A 21,280-nucleotide genomic window follows, 5' to 3' on the forward strand; every position below is an offset into this window, starting at 1 on the left:
GAGGACCGTGCAGGTGACGAGGAACAAGCTGCGCCTGGCCATCATCGGTGCGGGGCCGGCGGGCATCTACGCCGCCGACATCCTGCTGAAGGCCGAACGGCACTTCGACGTCTCGATCGACCTGTTCGACCATCTCCCGGCCCCGTACGGGCTGGTGCGCTACGGCGTCGCGCCCGACCACCCGCGCATCAAGGGCATCATCACAGCGCTCCGCGAGGTGCTCGACCGCGGCGACATCCGCATCTTCGGCAATGTGCGCTACGGCACCGACATCACGCTCGAAGACCTGAAGAAGCACTACAACGCGGTCATCTTCGCCACGGGCGCGGTGCGCGACGCGTCGCTGAACATCCCCGGCGTCGAGCTGAAGGGCTCGTACGGCGCGGCCGAGTTCGTGAGCTGGTACGACGGGCACCCCGACTATCCGCGCGAGTGGCCGCTCGAGGCCCAGTCGGTCGGCGTCATCGGCAACGGCAACGTCGCACTCGACGTGGCGCGCATGCTCGCGAAGCACCCGGAGGACCTGCTGCCCACCGAGGTCCCCGCGAACGTCTACGAGGGCCTGAAGGCGTCGCCCGTGACCGACGTGCACGTGTTCGGCCGCCGCGGCCCGACCTCGGTGAAGTTCACGCCGCTCGAGCTGCGCGAGCTCGGCGAGCTGCGCGACGTCGACATGATCGTCTCCGACGAGGACTTCGAGTACGACGACGCGGCCCGCGCCGCCGTCGCGGGCAACAAGCAGGTCTTCGTGATCGACAAGGTGCTGCAGCAGTGGCGCAAGCGCGAGGTCGGGCAGGCGTCGCGGCGCCTGCACCTGCACTTCTTCGCCAAGCCGCTCGAGATCGTCGACGACGGCACCGGGCGCGTCGGCGCCATCCGCTACGAGCGCACGGCACCGGACGGCGAGGGCGGCGTCGTCGGCACGGGCGAGATCCGTGAGATCCCGATCCAGGCGCTGTACCGCGCCGTCGGATATTTCGGCTCGCCGCTGCCCGGCATCCCGTTCGACAAGAAGTTCGGCGTCATCCCGAACCACGAGGGCCAGGTGCTGATCCGCGACAAGGAGACCGGGCAGTCGCGCCAGATGTACGGCGTGTACGCGACCGGCTGGATCAAGCGCGGGCCCGTCGGCCTCATCGGGCACACGAAGTCCGACGCGATGGAGACCATCAAGCACCTCATCAACGACCTCGGCAACTGGTGGCGGCCCGAGTCGCCCTCCGAGGCGTCGGTGATCGAGCTGCTCGAGTCCCGCGGCATCCGCTGGACCGACCTCGACGGATGGCACCGCCTCGACGAGCACGAGCAGGCGCTCGGCGCGGCCGAGGAGCGCAAGCGCATCAAGGTCGTGCCGCGCGACGAGATGGTCGGGATCTCGCGCGGCGAGGTCTGACGCCCGCCTCGTGCGGGTCGAGGAGGCGCGCCAGCGCCGTCTCAAGACCCCCGCACAACCCTGTCAACCCCGCGGCATCCGGCGCCTGCGGTGTCTACCGTGACCGGATGGGCGAAACGACGAACGACGCAGGGCACGGCGACGACGCGACGGTGGCGGACGCGATCGTCGCTCGCCTGGCCGAGTGGGGAGTCGACCGCATCTTCGGCTACAGCGGCGACGGCATCAACGGCGTGCTGCTCGCACTGCGCGGGTCGCCCGACGCCCCTGAGTTCGTGCAGGCGCGGCACGAGGAGAACGCGGCGTTCATGGCCGTCGCGCACGCGAAGTTCACGGGACGCGTCGGCGTCGTGGCCGCGACCCAGGGGCCGGGCGCCATCCACCTGCTGAACGGCCTGTACGACGCGAAGCTCGACGGCGCCCCGGTGGTCGCGATCGTCGGGCAGCAGGTGCGCACCGTGCTCGGCACCGGGTACCAGCAGGAGGTCGACCTGCTGCGGCTGTTCGCCGACGTCGCGGCGCAGTACGCGACCATGGTCGTGTCGGCCGAGCAGGTGCCGGCGGCGATCGACCAGGCGGTGCGGACGGCGCTCGCCACGCGCTCGCCCACCGTGGTCATCGTGCCCCACGACGTGCAGGACCAGCCCGCGGCCGAACCGTCGGGCGAGCACGGGCACGTCACGTCGGCGGTCGGGTACCACGCGCCGCGGGTGCTGCCGAACGCCGGGGAGCTCGAGCGCGCCGCCGGGTGCTCGCGGCGGCGGAGCGCCCGGTGTTCCTCATCGGCCAGGGTGCCCGGGCCGGCATCGACGACGCCCTCGCGCTCGCCGAACGCCTCGGCGCCGCGGTGGTCACCAGCCTGCTCGGCAAGCCGCTCATCGACGAGTCGCTGCCGTACGCCGCGGGGACCATGGGGCACCTCGGCACGATCGCGAGCGCTCGCGTCATGGCGGAGTGCGACACCCTGCTCATCGTCGGCTCGAGCGATCCGTGGACCGAGTTCTACCCCGAACCGGGTCAGGCCCGGGCGGTGCAGATCGACATCGACGGTCGTGCCGTCGGCCGCCGGTACCCCGTCGAGGTCGGCATCGTGGGCGACGCGAAGGAGACCCTGCGCCAGCTCGCCGTGCGTGTGCCGCTCGCGCGCACGGACGGATGGCGCGATCGGGTAGCCGAGCACGTCCGGGAGTGGCGGCGCATCGCGGATGCGCGGGCCGAGACCTCCGCCGACGCGGTGAACCCCGAGTTCGCGGTGCGCGCACTGAACGCGCATTTGCCCGACGACGCCATGGTCGCCCTCGACGTCGGCAGCGTCGTCTACTGGTACGCGCGACAGCTGCGGCTGCCGCAGAACGCGGATGCGCACCTCTGCAGCACCCTCGCGAGCATGGGCTGCGGCATCCCGTACGGCCTCGCAGCGAAGCTCGCGTTCCCCGACCGCCCCGCGGTCGTGCTGTCGGGCGACGGGGGCATGCAGATGGCCGGCGTCGCCGAGCTCATCACGGTGGCCGACCGCTGGCGTTCATGGGACGACGCGCGGTTCGTCGTGCTCGTGCTCGACAACGGCGACCTCGCCGAGGTCTCATGGGAGCAGCGCGAGGTCGAGGGGGAGCCGCGGCTCCCCACCACCCAGGCGCTGCCCTCGTTCCCGTACGCGCGATACGCGGAGCTGCTCGGGCTGCACGGCGAGATCGTCGACTCGCCCGCGGACGTGGATGGCGCGTGGTCGCGCGCGTTCGCCGCAGGTCGGCCGGCGGTGATCCAGCTCGTGAGCGATCGCGACATCCCGCTGCTGCCGCCGCTGCCGCAGGGCCGCGAGGCGCGGGAGACGATGGAGCAGGCGCTGCGCGCCGAGGGCGCGGATGCTGCGCTCGCGCTGTACGAGCAGTACGTGCGGATCGAGGGGGAGTATTCGCCGCCGTCGGTCGAGTAGTCCAGCTTCGGTGGTCGAGTAGGACACGAAGCGCCCGTACCGACGCCCGTGGCCGAGTGCGACCCGCCGCTGTCGGCCTAGGACTGGCGTCCCACCGGCGGCTCGCCGACGAACTCGTGAGCCTCGCGCGCGAGCTCCGACCACAGCTCGCGATCGGAGACCCGCACCCACGTGCGGCTGTCGCCGCCCTGCTCCGAATGGAAGGGGAGCGCGATGCCGCGGCGCCGCAGGTCGGCCGAGCGCGCTTCGGGCAGTTCGACCACGAGGTCCGGCCCGTCGAGGAACGCGAACAGATGCCCCTTCACCAGCAGTCCATCGGGGGTGGCATCGACGTCGTAGTCGGCATCATGCAGGAGTTCGTCCGCGACCGCGTCGTAGGTCGCCTTCCGTTCGTCCATCCGAGTGGCCCCTCTCCATGGCGCAGGCGATCGTGTGCGCCACCCTACGCCGCACGGTTGTGGATGTCGCGCTACGCTGCACGTCATGCCCGTCGACCCTGCCTCGATCCTCGTGATCGCGGCGGCGGTGCTGGCGGGTGGCGTGCTCGGATGGTGGCCGCTCGTCGACTGGGCCGACCGCAACATCCACATGCCGGCAGACGAGCGGATGCCGCTGCGCCGGTTGCGCGTCTGGGCCTCCGTGGCGACTGGGGTCTCCTTCGGCCTCCTCGCCTGGCGGTTCGGACTCGACCCCGTCCTGCCGGCGCTGCTCGCGCTCGCCGCCACCGGAGTGGTGCTCTCGATCGTCGACCTCACCGAGCACCGGCTTCCGAACGCCGTGCTGCTGCCGACGCTGGGGCTGCTCGCGGCGCTCCTGGTTCTCGCCTCGGCGCTGTCGGGCGAGTGGATCCGGCTCCTGTGGGCACTCGCCGGAGGGGCGGGGATGTTCGCGCTCTACCTCGTGCTCGCGCTCATCTCGCCGCGCGGCATGGGGATGGGCGACGTGAAGTTCGCGGCGCCCCTCGGGCTCGTGCTGGGGTGGTTCGGGTGGGCGGTGTGGATTGCCGGCGTCCTCGCGGGTTTCGTTCTCGGGGGAATGGTGTCGCTCGGGGCGCTCTCGCTCCGCCGGGTGTCGCTGAAGGCGTCCGTCCCGTTCGGGCCGTCCATGTTCGTCGGGGCGGTCGTCGCAGTGCTGATCTTGGCCCGGTGAGGCCGCTGACGGAGGGCGCTCTCCGGGGCGGCAGAAAACAGTAGCAGCCCAACGGTAACGGTCCGATCACAGGTGTACCCGTCATCTCCCCCCAGTGATGGGGGGCCCCGAAATGGGGCGTGTACGACCCCCTCTGAGCACCATTACGTTGCTGAAACCGCCTGCTTCGCAGGCGGTCCCTGTATTTTCCAGACCCGAAGGGTGCACACCATGTCCAAGCTCCTCGCCAAGGCCCAGACCAGCCTCACCAAGCGCCTCGAGACGCTTCGCGAGCAGGAGGAAGGTGCGACCGCCGTCGAGTACGCGCTCATCGTCGGCCTCGTCTCCCTCATCATCATCGCCGCCCTGGCCCTGATCGGCCCGGCTGTTGCGACCTTCGTCACCACTGACATCCTCCCCAAGCTCTGATCAGCCTTTCGCCGGCGCGCGCCGGTGGGACAGCGCCGCTCCGGCCGTGCCCTCGAGGGTGCGGCCGGAGCACACTGATCCGAACGGAGCAGACCGATGACCCGACGTCGGCGTGAGGACGGAGCAGCAGCAGTCGAGTTCGCACTCGTCGTTCCCCTGCTGCTCCTCATCCTGCTCGCGATCATCAGCATGGGGTTCGTGTTCAACCAGCAGTTGACTCTGACTCAAGCGGCTCGCGAGGGCGCGCGCATCATCGCCGTGAAACCTCACGATTCCAGTGCGGTCGCCGACGCCGAGACCCGGATCAACGGGATGGTCGGAGCGGGCGCGACCATCACCTATCCCACCACGTGCTCGGAGTCGGTCGACGACGACGAGATCACGGTCCGCGTCGAGGCGCCGATCATCGACGCGACCGGGTGGCTCACCACGATCGGCGCGCAGGCGACGTTGGCAGGAGTGGGGAGCATGAGATGCGGCGGTTGACGGTGAAGCGGTCGGAGCGCGGGGCGGTCGCCGTGTGGGTCGCGCTGTCAATGATCCCGATCCTCGGCTTCATGGCGGTCGTCGTCGACGTCGGTCTCCTCTACTGGGAGAAGGGCCAGCTCCAGAACGGGGCGGATGCCGCCGCGCTCGCCGTCGCCGGTGAGTGCGCCGAGGTCCCGTCGACCTGCATCGGGGGCGCCGACAGCGTCGCGACCGACATGGCCGGCTTCAACGCGAACGACGACGCGGCCAACGCCGACATCCTGGATCTCCAGGTGTCGGGGAGCAGCGGCGAGGTCACGGTCCAGGGCTCGACGCTCAACGACGGGGGCAACACGATCCGTCACCCCTTCGCCTCGCTCATCCTGCCCGGCGAGACCACGGTGGATGCCCAGGCGTCGGCCGAGTGGGGTTCACCGGTCGCCGGCGGCGTGCTCCCGCTCGCGATCGCCAGCTGCGAGCTCACGACCATCGAGCCAGACGATGTCGGGGTCAAGCAGATCTTCCTCCGCAGCGACAACGCCGCGCAGGATTGCCCGGGCGCCTACCCGGGCGGGTTCGGCTGGCTCGACGACGGCGACAGCAACTGCTTCGTCGAGGTCGGGATCGACGGCTGGGTCGAAGGCACGACGGGCAACAACCCGGGCAAGACCGGCTGCACCGAAGCCGATTTCACCGCGCTCCTCGGCACGACGGCGCTCGTTCCGATCTACAGCAAGTTCACCGCGGACGCCGGCGGCAAGGAGCGTGAGAAGGGCGGTGCACACGGCGAGTACTACATCGAGAAGTTCGCCGCCTTCACTGTGACCGGCTTCAAGACCTACGGCGGCACGACGGCCTACCACGGATCGTCCTCGCCATCATTCCAGGGCACCGGTCCCGATGACTGCGACAAGAGCGGGAAGTGCCGTGGCATCCGCGGGTACTTCGTCCGCTGGGTCGCGTTCGATGAGGCCTTCGAACTCGGCGACGCCCCCGACGGCGGCATCACGGTCGTCCGGATGACTGGCTGACTGACCGCCATCCGCACGACGTCCTGACCCGACGCCCCCCAAACCCACCCCCGAACAGGCTCAACCCTCCCTACGGACAGAAGGCACCACATGAAGACCCGAATCATCGGAGCGATCCTCGCCCTGGTCCTCGCCGTGATCGGCGTGTTCGTCCTGGTCGTCTACGTCCGCGGGGCTGACGCCCGGGCGGCCGAGGGCGCCGAGCTCGAGGATGTCTACATCGTCGAGACGGAGATCCCGCAGGGCACGCCCGGTGAAGAGGTCCAGGAGTTCATCCGCGTCGACCAGATGCCCAAGCGCAACATCAACGAGGACAGCGTCACCGACCTCGCGGATCTCGAGGGCCTCGTCTCGCTGAGCGAGATCCTGGTCGGCGAGCAGTTGCTCAACTCGCGTTTCGCGGAACCGGCCGTGCTCGCCGCTCAGGGCGAGATCCCCGTGCCCGAAGGCCTTCAGGAGGTCACGATCCCGCTGGAGGTCGCCCGGGTGGTCGGCGGCGAGGTGACTCCGGGCTCGACGGTCGGCGTGGTCTACTCCACGAACACCAACCGCATCGACCAGAACACCAATATCGCCGTGAGCCAGTTCATGTTCCACAAGATGCTCGTCACTCGCGTCACGCCGGGCAACACGGTCACGGTGGGCGGCGAGGACGGTGCCTCGACGGAGGTCGCGACCATCATGGTCACGCTCGCCGCCAGCACGCCTCAGGTCGAGCGACTCGTGTACGGTGCCGAGCAGCAGGAGGACGGCAACGGCGGCATCTGGCTCACGCTTGAGCCCGAGTCGGCCGACGAATCCGGCTCGGCGCCCAGATTCGGCGAGAACATCTACCGGGGCTGATCATGTCCACCTACCTGCTGGTGAGCAGATCCACGGAGTACGAGGCCAGGCTTCGGGCGCTGCTGGGATCGCGCCTGAGCGTCGTCACGGGTGAGTTTCTCACCTTCGGCGCGGACTCGGTCCTGGAGATGGTCACGGACACCCCGCGAATCGTCCTTCTCGGCCCGGTGTTGAACTTCGAGGAGACTCGGGATCTGACGCGTGGTCTGGTCGAGCGATACCCCGACGTCGGCCTGATCGTCGTCCGGGAGCAACGGGCCGACCTCGAGGACTGGGTCGATGAGCTCTCCCTTCACGCCGTCCTCAGCCCACTGGCGAGCGATGAGACCACGCGCGACCTGCTCGACCGGCTCGCCGGATGGCTCGTGTCGCACGGTCGTGCCGAAGAGAGCGACTTCGCGGAGGACGCGGACGCCGAGACGGAGTCCGACGCTCAGCCTGACGCGCCGTGGTCTTCTCTCTTCCACGCGACCGAGGCCGAGACGCCCGCCGATGCAGTCGAGCCCACTTCCTCGACCGCCCCGGAGGCGCACGACGCGGAGCAGGCCGCCGAGGCAACCCCGGAGGAGCCCGAGTGGCTGTTCCCCCCGCTGGACCCCAGCGTGCGGAGCGAAGCCCTGGCCGTCATCGCCCCGAAGGGTGGGCAGGGCAAGTCCACGATCGCGATCAACCTCGCGGTCGGCCTCGCCTCGTTCGCACCGAACTCGGTGGTCCTCGTCGACGGCGATCTCCAGTTCGGCGACATCACGGTCGCCCTCGCCCTCGAACCGACGCGGACGATCGTCGATGCGGTGGCGCCCGAGGCGGTCGCCGACGAGCTCGTGCTCAAGACCACGTTCACGCACCATCCGGCCGGGTTCTTCGTCGTCGCGAGCGCTCCGTCGCCCGAACTCGGCGACGAGGTGCAGCCGCGCCACCTCGGTGCGCTGGTCGACCGGCTGCGGGGCATCTTCCGGTACGTCATCGTCGACACGACGCCGGGACTCGGCGAGCACACCCTGAACGTGCTCGAACACGTCACCGACGCGGTGGTCGTCTCGAACATGGCCGTCGCGAGCCTCCGTGCGGTCCGCTCCGAGCTGACGCTCCTCACGACGCTCGGGCTGATGCCGGTCAATCGGCACATGGTCCTCAACTTCTCCGACAAGATGGCGGGCCTCACCGCCAAGGACGCGGCGAGCATCATCGGAACGCCCATCGATGTCGAGGTGCCTCGATCGAGCGCCGTGGTGCTCGCGAGCAACCGCGGACGCCCACTCGTGCACGACGACCCGCGCGATCCCGCTGCGCGCGCGCTCCAGGAACTCGTCGCGCGCGTCGCGCGCGAGGACACGACCAAACGAACCCGAATCGCAAGAAGGAGGCGGATCCTTGAGCCTCAATGACCGACTCAGGGCGGCGCGCATGCCGGCGCTCGTCGAAGACGCAACGGTTCCGCCGCTGACGGCCGAACCCGAGTTCGCAGAACCGGTCGCCACGCCCGGCCGCGGATCGGGAGCCGCCGAGCCGACCCGGCCGCGCGAGGACGTGCCGTTCGTGGCCTTCGAAGCGACACCGGCGAAGGCAGCCGTGCAGGACGCGCTCGCCCCGGTGAAGGAGAAGGCTGCCGAGGAACTCTTCGGGCGCATCGGCAGCCGTATGAACGACCCCAACATGACGGAGGAGCAGCTCCACGAGATCGCTCGCCGAGAGCTCGCGGAGATCGTCGCCGGAGAGCAGCTCGCGCTGTCGACCGCCGAGCGGAACCGCCTGATCGATGAGATCGGCGCCGACGTCCTCGGCTACGGACCTCTCGAGACCCTGCTCGCGGATCCCGCGGTGACGGAGATCATGGTCAATCGGCACGACCAGATCTACGTGGAGCGCGACGGACGGCTTTTCGAGTCCGCCATGCGCTTCACCGGCGAACCGCAACTGCGTCGCGTGATCGAGCGGATCGTCGCTCGGGTCGGTCGCCGCATCGATGAGTCCTCGCCCCTCGTCGACGCGCGACTCGAAGACGGATCACGAGTCAACGCCGTGATTCCACCGCTCGCGGTGAACGGCGCCTCGCTCACGATCCGCAAGTTCGCGGCGACGCCGTACACGTACGAGGACCTCATCGCGTTCGGCACCCTGACGCGCGAGGTGACGACCGTGCTCGATGCGGCCGTTCGGGCGAAGCTCAACATCCTGGTCTCGGGCGGAACCGGCACCGGCAAGACGACGATGCTGAACGTGCTCTCCGGTTTCATCCCCGCGGACGAGCGCATCATCACGATCGAGGACGCGGTCGAGTTGCAACTGCAGCAGAACCACGTCGTGCGTCTGGAGTCGCGACCGCCCAACATCGAGGGCCGAGGCGAGATCACGATTCGCGAGCTCGTCCGCAACTCCCTCCGCATGCGGCCCGATCGCATCGTCGTCGGCGAGGTCCGCGGTGCGGAGAGCCTCGACATGCTGCAGGCGATGAACACCGGCCATGAGGGGTCCATCTCGACGGTGCACGCCAACTCCCCCCGAGACGCCGTGTCTCGTATGGAGACGCTGGTGCTCATGGCCGGGATGGACCTGCCGCTCCGCGCGGTCCGGGAACAGATCGCCTCGGCGATCGATCTCATCGTGCAGATCACCCGGCACAAGGACGGCGTCCGCCGCGTCACTCACATCACCGAGGTGCACGGCATGGAAGGTGAAGTGGTCACGCTGCAGGACGCGTTCACCTTCGACCACAGCCGGGGGTTCGACTCCGAGGGGCGCCTCCGTGGTCGACTGGAGCCGACCGGGGTCCGGCCGCGATTCGCGGAGCGGATCGCCGACCACGGCATCCAGTTGCCCATGTCGCTGTTCCAGGTGCCGCGGCGCGAGATGCTCGGGGAAATACTGTGAGCCCCATCCTCCTCGTCGCCGGTGTCGTCATCAGCTTGCTCGCGCTGATCATCCTGATCTTCATGGTGATCGCGCCGCCGCCGCCACGGATCTCCGCCGATCGGCGCACCGCGCCCGGCGTCGAGCGCACGACCTTCCTCCGTCGCGCTTCCAGCCGGGCGACGGGGGCGGTCGACGAGGCGCTCGCTGGTGGGCGATCGCGGTTGTTCGGCGATCGCGAGCTCGAGCTCGCCGGCATCAAGTCGACGCGGTCGCAGTTCTTGATCTACGTCATCTCGGCGGCCAGTGTGCTCGCACTCCTGGGCGCGGTGATCGGACTCCTGAACGGCACCTCGATCCTGCTCGCCATCGTCTTCGGCGTCCTCGCACCGATCATCGCGAAGGTGATTCTCATCCTGCGCACGAGCTCCCGCCAGGCGAAGTTCGCCGACCAGATCGATGACACCGTCCAACTGGTCGCCGGCGGGCTCCGAGCGGGCCATGGCCTGTCGCGCACCGTCGCCGCCGTGGCGACCGAGGCGGACGCGCCGATGGGCGAGGAACTCGCCCGCGTGGTGAATGAGACCCGACTCGGGCGCCCCCTGCCGCAGGCGCTCAGCATCACGGCTTCGCGCATGAAGAGCGACGATTTCGAGTGGATCGCCCAGGCCGTGGGCATCAACGCCGAGACCGGCGGCAATCTGGCGGAGGTGCTCGACCAGGTCGGGACCACCATCCGGGAACGCAATCAGATCCGACGCCACGTGCGCTCGCTCAGCGCCGAGGGCAAGCTCTCCGGCATCATCCTGGTCGCCCTGCCGATCCTCATGTTCCTCGTGCTCGGCCTCATCCAGCCGTCCTTCTATCCGTCCTTCTTCCAGAGCCTCCTCGGCATCGTGGCGCTCGTCATCGCGGTCATCCTGCTCATCGTGGGAACGATCTGGATCGCCGCCGTGGTGAAGGTCAGGTTCTGATGGAGACCGCGACGATCGTCGCCTACTTCGGGATCGCCGCGGTCGGCGTCGGCATCGCCGTGCTGGTCTATCTGCTCTTCCCGAGCCGCAAAGCCGTGGTCGCGGACGCGCCGGTCGATGCTGGCGCAGCGGTGCAGCAGGCCACCATCGGACGCAGTCTCGTGTCCGTCGCACCGCAGGGGTACACCGGATGGCTTCAGCGCCAGATCGTGTTCGCCGGTCGGCCCGGCGGCACCACGGTCGCGAGCATCCTCCGGTCGAAGGTACTGCTCGGCATCACGGGTGCCGTCGTCGGCATCCTCATCCTGCTGACGGGCTTCCACCCGTTGAAGCTCCTCCTCGGCATCGCCCTGGTCCTGATCCTGTTCTTCTTCCCGGATGTCCGCATCAACAGCCGGGCCCATGACCGCCAGGAGAAGATCCGCCGCGCACTGCCCGACACACTCGACCAGATGACCATCGCCGTCGAGGCAGGCCTCGGCTTCGATGCAGCCATGGCGAAGGCCGCACGAGGGGGCCACGGGCCGCTCGCCGAGGAGCTGATCCGCGTGCTGCAGGACATGAGCATCGGTCGTACCCGCCGCGATTCCTTCCACGAGCTCGAAGAGCGGACGAACGTCGAGGAGCTTCGGAGGTTCGTGCGCGCGGTGGTCCAGGCGGATGCCTACGGCATCGCGCTCGGCGACGTGCTCCGCGTGCAAGCCGGCGAGATGCGGTTGAAGCGGCGGCAGCGCGCCGAGGAGCAGGCGCAGAAGATCACGGTGAAGATCCTCTTCCCCCTGGTGTTCTGCCTTCTCCCGGTGCTCTTCATCGTGATCCTGACACCGGCCGCGCTGCAGATGATCCGTACATTCGGCGGGGGATGACCGGAGCACAGCGTTCGCCGTGACAGTCGCCGCCTAGGCTGGCGGCATGGAGCGCCCAGCTGCCGCCGACCCATCGACGCCGATGCTCGGCGAATCCTGGGAGGCGGACATGCTCGGGAACGGGTTCGAGCAGCTCATCCTCCCGCTCGACCCCGACGACGAGGGCGAGGTCGTCGCCACGCTCGTCCGGTACGTCCCGCCGCCGCGAGAGCCCGCGCGCGAGCGCCGCTGGCGGTGGCCCTGGGAAGCCGCGCCAGAGCCGGAAGGGCCTCCGCCCGCGGCATCCGGAGCCGACGTGCTCTACGTGCACGGGTGGAGCGACTACTTCTTCAACTCCGAGATCGCCCGGTTCTGGGCGGATGCCGGCGCGCGGTTCTTCGCGCTCGACCTGCGCAAGTACGGGCGCAGCCTGCGCGAGGGGCAGACGCCCGCGTACGTGACCGACCTCGGCGCGTACGACGCCGACCTCGAGGCCGCGCTCGATGCGATGGACTCGGGCGGGCGACCGCTCATCCTCATGGGGCACTCGACGGGCGGGCTCATCCTCAGCCTGTGGGCCGCCCGCAATCCCGGCCGCGCCGACGCGCTCGTGCTCAACAGCCCGTGGCTCGAGTTCCAGCTGCGCGGCATCGGGCGTCAGGCGATCTCGCCGGTCATCGAGTTCGGGGCGCGCGTGAATCCGATGCGGCCGTTGCCCAACATCGACCGCGGGTTCTACGCGCGGTCGATCGCGCGCGAGTTCGACGGCGAGTGGGAGTACGACCACCGCCTGCGGCCCGACCGGGGGTTCCCGATCCATCCGGCGTGGCTGACCGCGATCCTGGCGGGGCACGCCGCGATCGATGCGGGCATCGACGTGGGCGTGCCCGTGCTGACGCTGCTGTCGGCGAGGTCGACGTTCCAGTCGCGGTGGGATGACGCGATGCTGACGACCGACACGGTGCTCGTCGTCGACGACATCGCCCGCCACGCCATCGACCTCGGCTCCGAGGTCACGGTCGTGCGCATCGACGGAGCACTGCACGACGTGCTCCTGTCGCGCGAGCCCGCCCGCGCCGCCGCGTACGCCGCGATCACCCGCTGGCTGCGCGGGTACGCGCCGCAATGAGCACGCAGGCCGTCATCGGTCCGAGGCGAACGGCCCCCGCAGCACCGCCCACTGCAGCAGCATGATCGTCTTGGCGTCCACGATGTCCCGGCCGATCCGGTCGACCGCGTCGTCGAGGTCGAGCTCGAGCACCTCGATGTCCTCACCCTCATCCGCGACGCCGCGGCGCGAACCCGGCACGACCGACCCCCGCACGTACGGCGCAGCGAAGAAGTGCAGGCGCTCGGTCACCGAGCCCGGGCTCATGTAGACGTCGAACACGTGCTCGACCTCGCCGACGACGTGCCCGGTCTCCTCCTCGGCCTCGCGACGGATGGCGGTCTCGGCGTCGTCCTCGTCGAGGAGCCCCGCCGCGGTCTCGATGAGCATGCCGTCGGGGTGGTCGTTCACGTACACCGGGAAGCGGAACTGCCGCGTGAGCAGCACCGTCCTCGCCTCGCGGTCGTAGAGGAGGATCGTCGCGCCGTCGCCCCGGTCGTAGGTCTCGCGCTCCTCGATCGTCCAGGTGCCGTCGGCGTGCTGGAAGTCGAACGTCGTCGCCCGCGTCACGTACCAGTTCGACGTGAGCACCCTGACGTCGCGCACGCGCACCCGAGGGTTGCGGTCGAGGTCGCGGCCGACGAGGTCGAGGCCCGTGCGACCGCGGCGGTCGGGCACGTCGACGCCCGGCTGCGGCATCCGCTCGCCCGTCATCTGCGCCGGTCGCCGGCCGCTCAGCGGAAGTTGACGAACTGCAGGTCGACGTCGAGGTCGGCCTCCTTCAGCAGGCGGATGGTCTCCTGCAGGTCGTCGCGGCTCTTCGACGAGACGCGCAGCTCGTCGCCCTGGATCTGCGACTTCACCGTCTTCGGCGCCTCGTCGCGGATGATCTTGCCGATCTTCTTCGCATGCTCCTGGTCGATGCCGTTCTTCAGGGCGATCTCGATGCGGAACTCCTTGCCCGACGCGTACGGCTCGCCCGAGTCGAGCGACTTCAGCGAGATGCCGCGCTTGATGAACTTCGACTGCACGACGTCGAGCACGGCCTTGACGCGCTCCTCGGAGGTCGCCTTCAGCAGGATCTTCTCGCCCGACCACTCGACCGACGCGCCGACGCCCTTGAAGTCGTAGCGCTGCTCCACCTCTTTGCGCGCCTGGTTGACCGCGTTCTCGGCCTCCATCTTGTCGACCTTGCTGACGATGTCGAACGTCGAATCTGCCATGCGCGCCAGTCTATCGAGGGGCCGAGCGGATGCCACGGGGTGCCCGTGCCGGCTCCGGACACGGCGAAAGGGTCACGCGCTGATGCGCGTGACCCCTTCGGACCTGACTACTCAGATCACTCCGTCATGGAGTGCGAGCGTCACTGGCCGGCGTTCTGGGTGAGCTCGATGGTGTTGCCACCGGCCTCACACACGAACTCAGTCTCACCAGAGCGGTCCACAGCCTGGCCGAGTACGGCGAGCGGGCCGACCTTGACGCCACAGATGTTCGCCGCGATGTTCGCAGCCACACCGATGTTCACGTCCTCGAGAACGGTCACGTCACCGATGGCGACATTGACCAGGCCGTCCTGCACCTGGATGGGTGCCGCGCTTGCGGGGGCCGCAGCAGCTCCGAGGCCCATGAGCAGGGCTCCAGCGATACCAGTCGTAGCAATCACAGACTTCTTCACTCGCATGGATCTCTTCTCCTTCGTATCGGACCCGACTTGTGGCCGGATCACTCCGGCTTCGCAACCGGACACCTGCGAGGCAACGCCACATGAGATCCATCCGCGAGGGGGTCGCGGAATCGAGCAGCGCGACGTATGGTCAGCAGCCTGCACTACCCCCCGAATGGGGGTCAGCGGTACCAGAATGTGGTCTCACCGGGGAGTTCGTCGGCTCCCTCGGTCGGCCCGCTCGCGAGCACGGGCTCCCGGTCGGCGAGTGCCGAGGGCAGCTCGACCGCCGAGGTGCCGAAGTTCGTCACGACGGTCCACCCGCCGGGGCGCTGGAACGCGAGGACCTCGGGCTCGTCGATCGACACCCACGCGAGCTTCTCGGTGCCCTGCAGGTCGTGGCGCAGCGCGAGCGCCCGACGGTACATCGACAGGGTCGACGTCGGGTCCTCCGACTGCACGTCGACGGCGTACGACGCGAACCATTCCGGCTGGGGGAGGTGCGCGGCATCCGTCGGCCCGAACCCGAACGACGGCGCGTCCGCGACCCAGGGCAGCGGCACGCGACACCCGTCACGCCCCACCTCGACGCCCGCGTTGCGGAAGAACGACGGGTCCTGCCGCTCCGACGCAGGGATCTCGGCGACCTCGGGGAGCCCGAGCTCCTCGCCCTGGTAGAGGTAGGCGCTGCCCGGGAGGCCGAGCAGGAACAGGCTCGCGGCTCGCGCTCGACGCAGTCCCCGCTCGAGGTCGACCTCGCCCGGGTCGCCGCCGTCGAGCAGCCACTGCCTTCCGACGTTCCCCTCGTTGCTGTGGTCGTCGGGCAGGCCGTACCGCGTCGCGTGCCGCACCACGTCGTGGTTCGAGAACACCCACGTGTTCGACGAGCCGGTCTCGGCCGAGAAGGCCATGTTGCGGTCGACGATCTCGTGGAACTCCGACGCGTCGAAGTTCGCCCGCAGCAGGTCGAAGTTGAAGGCCTGGCCGAGTCTCGTGGGTGCCGCGTACCGGTGCCGGCGCGTGGGTGCGACCCACGCCTCGGCGACGGCGATCCGCGGCGGGTCGTACTCGTCGAACACCGCGCGCCACTCGGCGTAGATCTCGTCGAGCTCCTCGCGGTCCCACAGCGGGTGCGAGCCGTCGGTCGCGAGCTTCGTCGCCTCGAGCTCGGCGTGCGAGCGGAGGGGGTACGTGAGGTCCTTCGCGAGCGCGTGCGCGACGTCGACGCGGAATCCGTCGACGCCGCGGTCGGACCAGAAGCGGATGGTGCGGAGGAAGTCGTCGCGCACCTCGCGGTCGGCCCAGTTCAGGTCGGGCTGCTCGGGCGCGAAGAGGTGCAGGTAGAACTGCCCGTCGCCGACCGGCTCCCACGCCGAGCCGCCGAAGATCGACTGCCAGTCGCTCGGCGGCTGCGTGCCATCCGGACCCTCGCCGTCTCGGAAGATGTAGCGGTCGCGTGCTGCGGAGCCCCGAGGCGATGCCAGCGCCTCGCGGAACCACTCGTGCCGGTTCGACGAGTGGTTCGGCACGATGTCGGCGATGAGCCGGATGCCGGCGGCGTGGAGCGCCGCGATCATCTCGTCGAAGTCGGCGAGCGTGCCGAGCTTCGGGTCGACGTCGCGGTAGTCGTCGACGTCGTAGCCGCCGTCCGCGAGCGCCGACGGGTAGAACGGCGAGAGCCACACCGCATCGATGCCGAGCTCCACGAGGTACGGGATGCGCGAGGTGATCCCGCGCAGGTCGCCGATGCCGTCGCCGTTCGCGTCGGCGAAGCTGCGCGGGTAGATCTGGTACACGGCAGCCTGGCGCCACCAGTCGGGGTCGGCGGAGAGCACGGTTCCGGCGTCGAAGGTCGACGGGCGGGCGGTGGTCATGCGGTGCGGTTCCTCTCGGGTGGTGGGTCGTGCGGTGGTGGGGCCGTGCGGTGCTTCGGTCGTGCGGTGCCGCGGTCGTGCGGTGTCGGGATCAGGCGGAGGTGAGTTCGAGCAGCACGAGCTGCCCGGGGAAGAGCACGGGAGCCTGCAGCCCCACGATGCCCAGTTGCCGGCCGGTCAGCGTGATCGGCTGCTCGGCCCACGGGAGCGTCGACTGGCCGGGCCCCTTGTCGACGTTTCCGGCGATGATCCGCACGGCGTACCGCCGGTCGGGGTCCAGGCCCGGCAGGGTGAACCGGCCGGGCGGGTGGGTCACGCTGGTGGTCACCTGCGTGAACGTGAACAGCGCGGATGCCGCGTCGCCCGCGACCACGCCGCGCACGTCGGTCGTGTCGTCGCGCGTGTCGCCGTGCACGAGCGCGCCCGTGTGGATGAGCTCGCGGTACCGCTTGTGGAGTTCGACCCACTTCCGCACCCGGCCGAGGCCGGCGTCGTCGAGCTTGGTGAGGTCCCACTCGATGCCGAAGTGGCCGAAGAGCGCCACGCCCGCGCTGAGGTCGAGGCTCGCCGACCGGCGGGTCGAGTGCACCTTCGGGCTCGTGAGGTGCGCGCCCATCATCTCGGTCGGCACGACGAGGCTCGTGTAGCGCTGGATCTGCAGGCGCTCGACGGGGTCGAGCGTGTCCGAGGTCCAGATGCGGTCGGTGTGCTCGAGGATGCCGAGGTCGACGCGCGCACCGCCCGACGCGCACGACTCGATCTCGAGACCGGGGTGACGGCGCTTGAGCGCGGCGAGCAGGCGGTAGAGCGCCTGCACGTTCTCGTGCACGCGCGGTCGCCCGGAGCTCGCGGCGCCGGCCTCGAGCAGGTCGCGGTTGTGGTCCCACTTGAGGTACGCGATGTCGTACTCGGCGAGCAGCGCGTCGAGCCGCTCGAGCAGGTACTGCCACGCGTCGGGGTTCGAGAGGTCGAGCACGTACTGCTGGCGTGCGGGCATGGGCAGCTCGTCGCGGCCGCGGAGGATCCAGTCGGGATGCGTGCGGGCGAGCTCGGAGTCGAGGTTCACCATCTCGGGCTCGACCCACAGGCCGAACTCCATCCCGAGCGACGTGACGGTCTCGATGAGCGGGCCGAGCCCGTCGGGCCACACGGTCCGGTCGACCCACCAGTCGCCGAGGCCGGCGGTGTCGTCGCGACGGCCGAGGAACCATCCGTCATCGAGCACGAAGCGCTCGACGCCGACGGATGCCGCGCGCCGCGCGAGCTCCTCGAGCTTGGCGCGGTCGTGGTCGAAGTAGACGGCCTCCCACGTGTTGAGGGTGACCGGGCGAGGGCGGCGCGGATGCTGCGGACGCGCCCGCAGTCCGCGGTGGAACCGCGCGGACAGCTCGGTGAGGCCGTCGCCCCACGAGCCGATCGCCCACGGTGTGGCGTACGCCTCGCCCTCGGCGAGCGCGAGTTCGCCCGGCGCCAGAAGTTCGCCGGCGGTGAGGAGCGCCTCGCCCGTCGGGAGCCGCTCGGCGAGCAGGCGGTGGTTGCCGCTCCAGGCGGTGTGGACCGCGTGGACGAGGCCGCGTTCGAATCCGAACCCTGGGCGACCGGCGGCGAGGACGAGGCTCGCGTCGGCGCCCGGTCGCCCGCGACGGCTCTCGCGCACGTGCGTGCCGATCGTGAAGTCGTGCCGCTGGGGCGAGCGCTCGCGCAGGTGCCGGCCGGTCGTGTCGAGGAGTTCGCCGGCCGTCGCGGGCACGGGGAACACGGGGGAGAGGGAGACGACCTCGTAGGGCTCCGCGCTCAGGTTGCGGAGCGTGATGCGCTGGCGGAACAGGCCAGACCCGGTGACCTCGAGCTCGATCGTCGCCTCGAGGCCGGCGGCGTCGTCGCGCGCCGTGACGGTGGCGGAGGCGGCATCCGACTCGATGCCCACCGTCGCGAGGCGGGTGGAGAAGAACCGGCCGCCGCGGTGCCCTGCGAGGCCGGGCGTGCCGAGCCACCCCGAGGACTCCTGGGGGACGAGCGTGAGCGGCGCGGGCACGTCGAGTCCGCCCGAGACCCGCTGCGGGATCGCCGCGAGGGCCATCGCCGCGAGGTCGTCGGGGCGCACGTCGCCGAGGTCGGGCCCCCAGTGCACGATCGCCGGGAGGGCACCGGCCCCGGGGTCGAGCACCACGCTGGTGCCGCCGTTGCGGAGATGGATGGGGTCGGTGCCGCGCTGCATGGTGTTCTTTCTATTTCAGAAATAACCGGCTGTCAATCCGGGTCCGACGACCGCGCTGATCACGTTCGCGCGCTGCCGTTCATGTCAAGATGGAACGAATCACGCGAGGAGGCGCCGGATGACCCACGTCGAACTGGGGAACTCGGCGCGCGAGCTCGCCCGCCAGGTGCTCATCCATGGCCCGATCTCGCGCGCCGAGCTCGGTCGCCGACTCGGCCTGTCGCCGGCCAGCCTCACGCGCCTGTCGAAGCCGTTCCTCGACCGCGGCCTCTTCGTCGAGGCGCCCGACCTCGTGCAGGGTGCCACCGGACGGCCCGCGCGCCCGCTCGACGTGCGTCCCGAGGCGCGCCGGTTCGTCGGCATCAAGCTGAGCGGCGACGCCGCGCACGCCGTCCTCGCCGACCTTCGCGCCACCGCGCTCGCGCGCGAGGAGCGGCCCCTGCCCGAACACGATCCCGAGGCCGTCGTCGACGTCATCGCCGATCTCGTCCGCGACCTGCGCGCCGCTGCGGGGGACGGGGGAGCCGAGAGCGCCCGGCTCGCCGGCGTCGGCGTGAGCATCGGCGGCAACGTCGCCGACCAGCGCGTCGTGACCCGCGCGCCGTTCCTCGGCTGGCGCGACATCGACCTCGCCGGCCGGCTCGAGGCGCGACTCGGCGTGCCGGTCGACGTCGAGAACGACGTCACGGCCCTCACGACCGCCGAGCAGTGGTTCGGCCCCGCGCGTGGGCGCGACGCGTTCGCCGTCGTGACCGTCGGCGCGGGCGTCGGCTACGGGCTCGTCATGCACGACCGCGTCGTCACCACGCGCGACACGGGCCTCGGCCTCGGCGGCCACCTGCCGCTCGACCCGAGCGGTCCGCTCTGCATGGACGGCCACCGCGGGTGCTCGACCGCGATGCTCTCCATCCCGAGCATCTGCGCGCAGGTCGGCATCGCGCTCGCACGCGAGGTGCACTACGACGAGGTGCTCGAACTCGCGGCGGCGCGCCATCCGCTCGCCGCCTCGGTGACGGATGCCGCGGGGCGCGCGCTCGGCCGCATGATGGCGTACATCGCCAACCTCGCCATGGTCGACGAGATCGTGCTCTCGGGCGAGGGCGTCGGGCTGTGGACCGTCGCCGGCGACGCGGCGCTCGCCGCGCTCGCCGCCGACCGCGACCCGGAGGCGTCGGACGTCCTCGTCCACGTCGACGACGCCGGCTTCGACCCCTGGGCGCGCGGTGCCGCCGCCGTCGCGATCCAGGGCGCGCTCGCCCGCCTGCGCCTCCCCGCCTGAGCGTCGCCCGCCCGCGCGCGCCCCCGCCCCCCGCGCCAAGCGCCCACAATGGAGTGCCGTTTCTGGGATGGAGATCGGTAGGAAGCCGTACTCCATCCCGGGAGCGGGACTCGAAGGCGACCGGCGCGGGGACGGCCGCACTGGTCCGGCACAGTCGGACCGGAGCGCCGTCGCCGCACAGGTTCGGCGCGAAAGCGCGGGCGCGGCGTCATCCGCGGGCACCCTCAGGGCATGGATCGCGCATTCCCCGAGACCCCCGACGGATTCGTTCTCGCCCGCGACATCCGGGCCGCCGGGCGAGAGGCCGAGCTGTACGCGGCGGTCGGGAGCGGCGAACTGCAGCGGGTGCGGCGCGGCGTCTTCATGCGCCCGTGCGCCACCGCCGGGACAACGGGCTCGGAGCTCGACGCGGCGCGATACCTGGCCTCCGTCAGGGCATGCGCGCTGACCCGCCGCGCGCCCGTCTTCACCTCGTACTCGGCGGTCGCGCTCGCGGGCCTGCGGATCGTCGGGTCGTGGCCGCGACACCTCCACGTGCTCTCGCGCGACGGCAACGGCAGCCGCCGCGGAGACGTCATCTCGGTGGCCCGCACGGCTGACGTTCCGACGACCCTCACGGCGGGGCTCATGACCACGACGCTCGAGTTCACCCTGGTCCAGTTGGCGCGGCACGCCCCGCTCGTCGTCGCGCTGGTGGCGACGGATGCCGCGTTGAGCCGGTCTCGCGGCCGTGGCGCACCCGCCCCGCTCACGTCGCTCGACGCGCTCCGGGCGGAGCACGAACGTCTCCTGCCCTACCACGGCAGCCGTCGGGTCGAGGCGGTGCTCGAGCGAGCCGCCGTCGGCGCCGAGACCCCGCTCGAGACGGTGAGCCGCGTGGTCATCGAGGAGTTCGGGTTCCCGCCTCCCGTCCTCCAGCACCGACTCGTGCTCGATGCGTCCGGTCGCAGTGCCTACCTCGACTTCTTCTGGCCCGAGTACGGGATCGGCGCCGAGGCCGATGGGCGAGGCAAGTACCTCGGCGACGGGGTCGCCGCCACGGTCGACGCCGTCCTCGCCGAGAAGGCGCGCGAAGATGCGATCCGACTGCAGGTCGCCGGCTTCGCCCGTTGGGACTGGGCCGAGATGTGGCAGCGCGAACCGATCCGCGCCCGTCTGGCACAGGTCGGCCTGCCCGTCACCCGCCGTCCCGTTCGCCTGTTCACGCGGTCGTGATCGATGGAGTCCCGTTTGCGCGATGGAGGCCT

20 protein-coding genes and 1 pseudogene are annotated in these 21,280 nt (G+C 70.3%); 15 read left to right on the forward strand and 6 right to left on the reverse strand.

The features are described from left to right. The first annotated feature begins 13 nt into the window (after nucleotides 1-13). The 3 genes and pseudogenes from WBQ80_RS12925 (at nucleotide 14) to WBQ80_RS12935 (ending at nucleotide 3,326) form a co-directional block, all read left to right on the forward strand. Nucleotides 14-1,393, forward strand: coding sequence for an FAD-dependent oxidoreductase (locus WBQ80_RS12925; RefSeq protein ID WP_336572326.1), 1,380 nt, complete (start codon nucleotides 14-16; stop codon nucleotides 1,391-1,393). Between the two features lie 107 nt (nucleotides 1,394-1,500). Next, nucleotides 1,501-1,830, forward strand: a pseudogene (locus WBQ80_RS12930) (thiamine pyrophosphate-binding protein); the annotation flags it as partial. 335 nt (nucleotides 1,831-2,165) lie between these two features. After that, a complete protein-coding gene (locus tag WBQ80_RS12935) occupies nucleotides 2,166-3,326 on the forward strand; it encodes a thiamine pyrophosphate-dependent enzyme (RefSeq protein WP_336572325.1) in 1,161 nt (386 codons plus the stop codon). A gap of 77 nt (nucleotides 3,327-3,403) precedes the next feature. Here the strand turns inward: WBQ80_RS12935 and WBQ80_RS12940 are convergent, their stop codons facing one another. Next, entirely contained in the window at nucleotides 3,404-3,724 is a 321-nt protein-coding gene (locus tag WBQ80_RS12940; protein WP_336572324.1) for a hypothetical protein, read from the reverse strand. A gap of 85 nt (nucleotides 3,725-3,809) precedes the next feature. On the opposite strand from WBQ80_RS12940, the gene WBQ80_RS12945 reads away from it, so the two are divergent. The 10 genes from WBQ80_RS12945 (at nucleotide 3,810) to WBQ80_RS12990 (ending at nucleotide 13,020) form a co-directional block, all read left to right on the forward strand. After that, the gene (locus WBQ80_RS12945; RefSeq protein WP_336572323.1) at nucleotides 3,810-4,475 is read left to right on the forward strand and encodes an A24 family peptidase; all 666 of its coding nucleotides are present in this window, start codon (nucleotides 3,810-3,812) and stop codon (nucleotides 4,473-4,475) included. Between the two features lie 210 nt (nucleotides 4,476-4,685). Then, on the forward strand, nucleotides 4,686-4,883 hold the full coding sequence (locus WBQ80_RS12950; RefSeq protein ID WP_336572322.1) for a Flp family type IVb pilin: 198 nt from the start codon (nucleotides 4,686-4,688) through the stop codon (nucleotides 4,881-4,883). A gap of 96 nt (nucleotides 4,884-4,979) precedes the next feature. Then, nucleotides 4,980-5,369, forward strand: coding sequence for a TadE/TadG family type IV pilus assembly protein (locus WBQ80_RS12955; protein WP_336572321.1), 390 nt, complete (start codon nucleotides 4,980-4,982; stop codon nucleotides 5,367-5,369). Then, nucleotides 5,357-6,382, forward strand: coding sequence for a pilus assembly protein TadG-related protein (locus WBQ80_RS12960; protein WP_336572320.1), 1,026 nt, complete (start codon nucleotides 5,357-5,359; stop codon nucleotides 6,380-6,382). The genes WBQ80_RS12955 and WBQ80_RS12960 overlap by 13 nt, the downstream gene beginning before the upstream one ends. Before the next feature lie 90 nt (nucleotides 6,383-6,472). Further along, on the forward strand, nucleotides 6,473-7,225 hold the full coding sequence (gene cpaB, locus WBQ80_RS12965) for a Flp pilus assembly protein CpaB (RefSeq protein ID WP_336572319.1): 753 nt from the start codon (nucleotides 6,473-6,475) through the stop codon (nucleotides 7,223-7,225). Between the two features lie 20 nt (nucleotides 7,226-7,245). Next, complete coding sequence (locus tag WBQ80_RS12970; RefSeq protein WP_337282575.1) at nucleotides 7,246-8,610, forward strand: AAA family ATPase; 1,365 nt, start codon at nucleotides 7,246-7,248, stop codon at nucleotides 8,608-8,610. After that, nucleotides 8,597-10,093, forward strand: a complete 1,497-nt coding sequence (locus WBQ80_RS12975) for a CpaF family protein (protein WP_336572317.1) — start codon at nucleotides 8,597-8,599, stop codon at nucleotides 10,091-10,093. The genes WBQ80_RS12970 and WBQ80_RS12975 overlap by 14 nt, the downstream gene beginning before the upstream one ends. Further along, entirely contained in the window at nucleotides 10,090-11,046 is a 957-nt protein-coding gene (locus tag WBQ80_RS12980) for a type II secretion system F family protein (protein ID WP_336572316.1), read from the forward strand. The genes WBQ80_RS12975 and WBQ80_RS12980 overlap by 4 nt, the downstream gene beginning before the upstream one ends. Continuing rightward, complete coding sequence (locus tag WBQ80_RS12985; RefSeq protein ID WP_336572315.1) at nucleotides 11,046-11,912, forward strand: type II secretion system F family protein; 867 nt, start codon at nucleotides 11,046-11,048, stop codon at nucleotides 11,910-11,912. Before WBQ80_RS12980 ends, WBQ80_RS12985 begins: the two co-directional genes overlap by 1 nt. Before the next feature lie 46 nt (nucleotides 11,913-11,958). Next, nucleotides 11,959-13,020, forward strand: coding sequence for an alpha/beta hydrolase (locus WBQ80_RS12990; RefSeq protein ID WP_336572314.1), 1,062 nt, complete (start codon nucleotides 11,959-11,961; stop codon nucleotides 13,018-13,020). Between the two features lie 12 nt (nucleotides 13,021-13,032). Here the strand turns inward: WBQ80_RS12990 and WBQ80_RS12995 are convergent, their stop codons facing one another. The 5 genes from WBQ80_RS12995 to WBQ80_RS13015 all read right to left on the reverse strand — a co-directional run bounded on the left by WBQ80_RS12995 (nucleotide 13,033) and on the right by WBQ80_RS13015 (nucleotide 18,754). Then, nucleotides 13,033-13,698 carry an NUDIX domain-containing protein gene (locus tag WBQ80_RS12995; RefSeq protein ID WP_336572313.1) on the reverse strand — a complete coding sequence of 222 codons (666 nt, stop codon included), beginning with the start codon at nucleotides 13,696-13,698 and terminating at the stop codon, nucleotides 13,033-13,035. A 35-nt stretch (nucleotides 13,699-13,733) separates the two neighbouring features. Then, nucleotides 13,734-14,222, reverse strand: coding sequence for a YajQ family cyclic di-GMP-binding protein (locus WBQ80_RS13000; RefSeq protein WP_336572312.1), 489 nt, complete (start codon nucleotides 14,220-14,222; stop codon nucleotides 13,734-13,736). A gap of 140 nt (nucleotides 14,223-14,362) precedes the next feature. Beyond that, nucleotides 14,363-14,680, reverse strand: coding sequence for a hypothetical protein (locus WBQ80_RS13005; protein WP_336572311.1), 318 nt, complete (start codon nucleotides 14,678-14,680; stop codon nucleotides 14,363-14,365). Nucleotides 14,681-14,844: 164 nt separating this feature from the next. After that, nucleotides 14,845-16,536, reverse strand: coding sequence for a glycoside hydrolase family 13 protein (locus WBQ80_RS13010; protein ID WP_336572310.1), 1,692 nt, complete (start codon nucleotides 16,534-16,536; stop codon nucleotides 14,845-14,847). Nucleotides 16,537-16,627: 91 nt separating this feature from the next. Further along, nucleotides 16,628-18,754 carry an alpha-galactosidase gene (locus WBQ80_RS13015; RefSeq protein WP_336572309.1) on the reverse strand — a complete coding sequence of 709 codons (2,127 nt, stop codon included), beginning with the start codon at nucleotides 18,752-18,754 and terminating at the stop codon, nucleotides 16,628-16,630. 118 nt (nucleotides 18,755-18,872) lie between these two features. Between WBQ80_RS13015 and WBQ80_RS13020 the strand changes: the two genes are divergently transcribed. Together WBQ80_RS13020 and WBQ80_RS13025 are read left to right on the forward strand one after the other, a co-directional pair. Further along, on the forward strand, nucleotides 18,873-20,033 hold the full coding sequence (locus tag WBQ80_RS13020) for an ROK family transcriptional regulator (RefSeq protein ID WP_336572308.1): 1,161 nt from the start codon (nucleotides 18,873-18,875) through the stop codon (nucleotides 20,031-20,033). 231 nt (nucleotides 20,034-20,264) lie between these two features. Continuing rightward, on the forward strand, nucleotides 20,265-21,248 hold the full coding sequence (locus WBQ80_RS13025; RefSeq protein WP_336572307.1) for a hypothetical protein: 984 nt from the start codon (nucleotides 20,265-20,267) through the stop codon (nucleotides 21,246-21,248). Nucleotides 21,249-21,280: the final 32 nt, after the last annotated feature.

The organism is Agromyces sp. CCNWLW213 (assembly GCF_037199545.1).
Lineage (GTDB): Bacteria > Actinomycetota > Actinomycetes > Actinomycetales > Microbacteriaceae > Agromyces.

What these genes read in the sequence shown, in the direction of transcription:
- WBQ80_RS12940 (WP_336572324.1), bottom strand. Translation starts at nt 3,724, where the DNA reads ATGGACGAACGGAAGGCGACCTACGACGCGGTCGCGGACGAACTCCTG.
- WBQ80_RS12945 (WP_336572323.1), top strand. Translation starts at nt 3,810, where the DNA reads ATGCCCGTCGACCCTGCCTCGATCCTCGTGATCGCGGCGGCGGTGCTG.
- WBQ80_RS12950 (WP_336572322.1), top strand. Translation starts at nt 4,686, where the DNA reads ATGTCCAAGCTCCTCGCCAAGGCCCAGACCAGCCTCACCAAGCGCCTC.
- WBQ80_RS12955 (WP_336572321.1), top strand. Translation starts at nt 4,980, where the DNA reads ATGACCCGACGTCGGCGTGAGGACGGAGCAGCAGCAGTCGAGTTCGCA.
- WBQ80_RS12960 (WP_336572320.1), top strand. Translation starts at nt 5,357, where the DNA reads ATGCGGCGGTTGACGGTGAAGCGGTCGGAGCGCGGGGCGGTCGCCGTG.
- cpaB (WP_336572319.1), top strand. Translation starts at nt 6,473, where the DNA reads ATGAAGACCCGAATCATCGGAGCGATCCTCGCCCTGGTCCTCGCCGTG.
- WBQ80_RS12985 (WP_336572315.1), top strand. Translation starts at nt 11,046, where the DNA reads ATGGAGACCGCGACGATCGTCGCCTACTTCGGGATCGCCGCGGTCGGC.
- WBQ80_RS12990 (WP_336572314.1), top strand. Translation starts at nt 11,959, where the DNA reads ATGGAGCGCCCAGCTGCCGCCGACCCATCGACGCCGATGCTCGGCGAA.
- WBQ80_RS12995 (WP_336572313.1), bottom strand. Translation starts at nt 13,698, where the DNA reads ATGCCGCAGCCGGGCGTCGACGTGCCCGACCGCCGCGGTCGCACGGGC.
- WBQ80_RS13000 (WP_336572312.1), bottom strand. Translation starts at nt 14,222, where the DNA reads ATGGCAGATTCGACGTTCGACATCGTCAGCAAGGTCGACAAGATGGAG.
- WBQ80_RS13005 (WP_336572311.1), bottom strand. Translation starts at nt 14,680, where the DNA reads ATGCGAGTGAAGAAGTCTGTGATTGCTACGACTGGTATCGCTGGAGCC.
- WBQ80_RS13010 (WP_336572310.1), bottom strand. Translation starts at nt 16,536, where the DNA reads ATGACCACCGCCCGCCCGTCGACCTTCGACGCCGGAACCGTGCTCTCC.
- WBQ80_RS13015 (WP_336572309.1), bottom strand. Translation starts at nt 18,754, where the DNA reads ATGCAGCGCGGCACCGACCCCATCCATCTCCGCAACGGCGGCACCAGC.
- WBQ80_RS13020 (WP_336572308.1), top strand. Translation starts at nt 18,873, where the DNA reads ATGACCCACGTCGAACTGGGGAACTCGGCGCGCGAGCTCGCCCGCCAG.
- WBQ80_RS13025 (WP_336572307.1), top strand. Translation starts at nt 20,265, where the DNA reads ATGGATCGCGCATTCCCCGAGACCCCCGACGGATTCGTTCTCGCCCGC.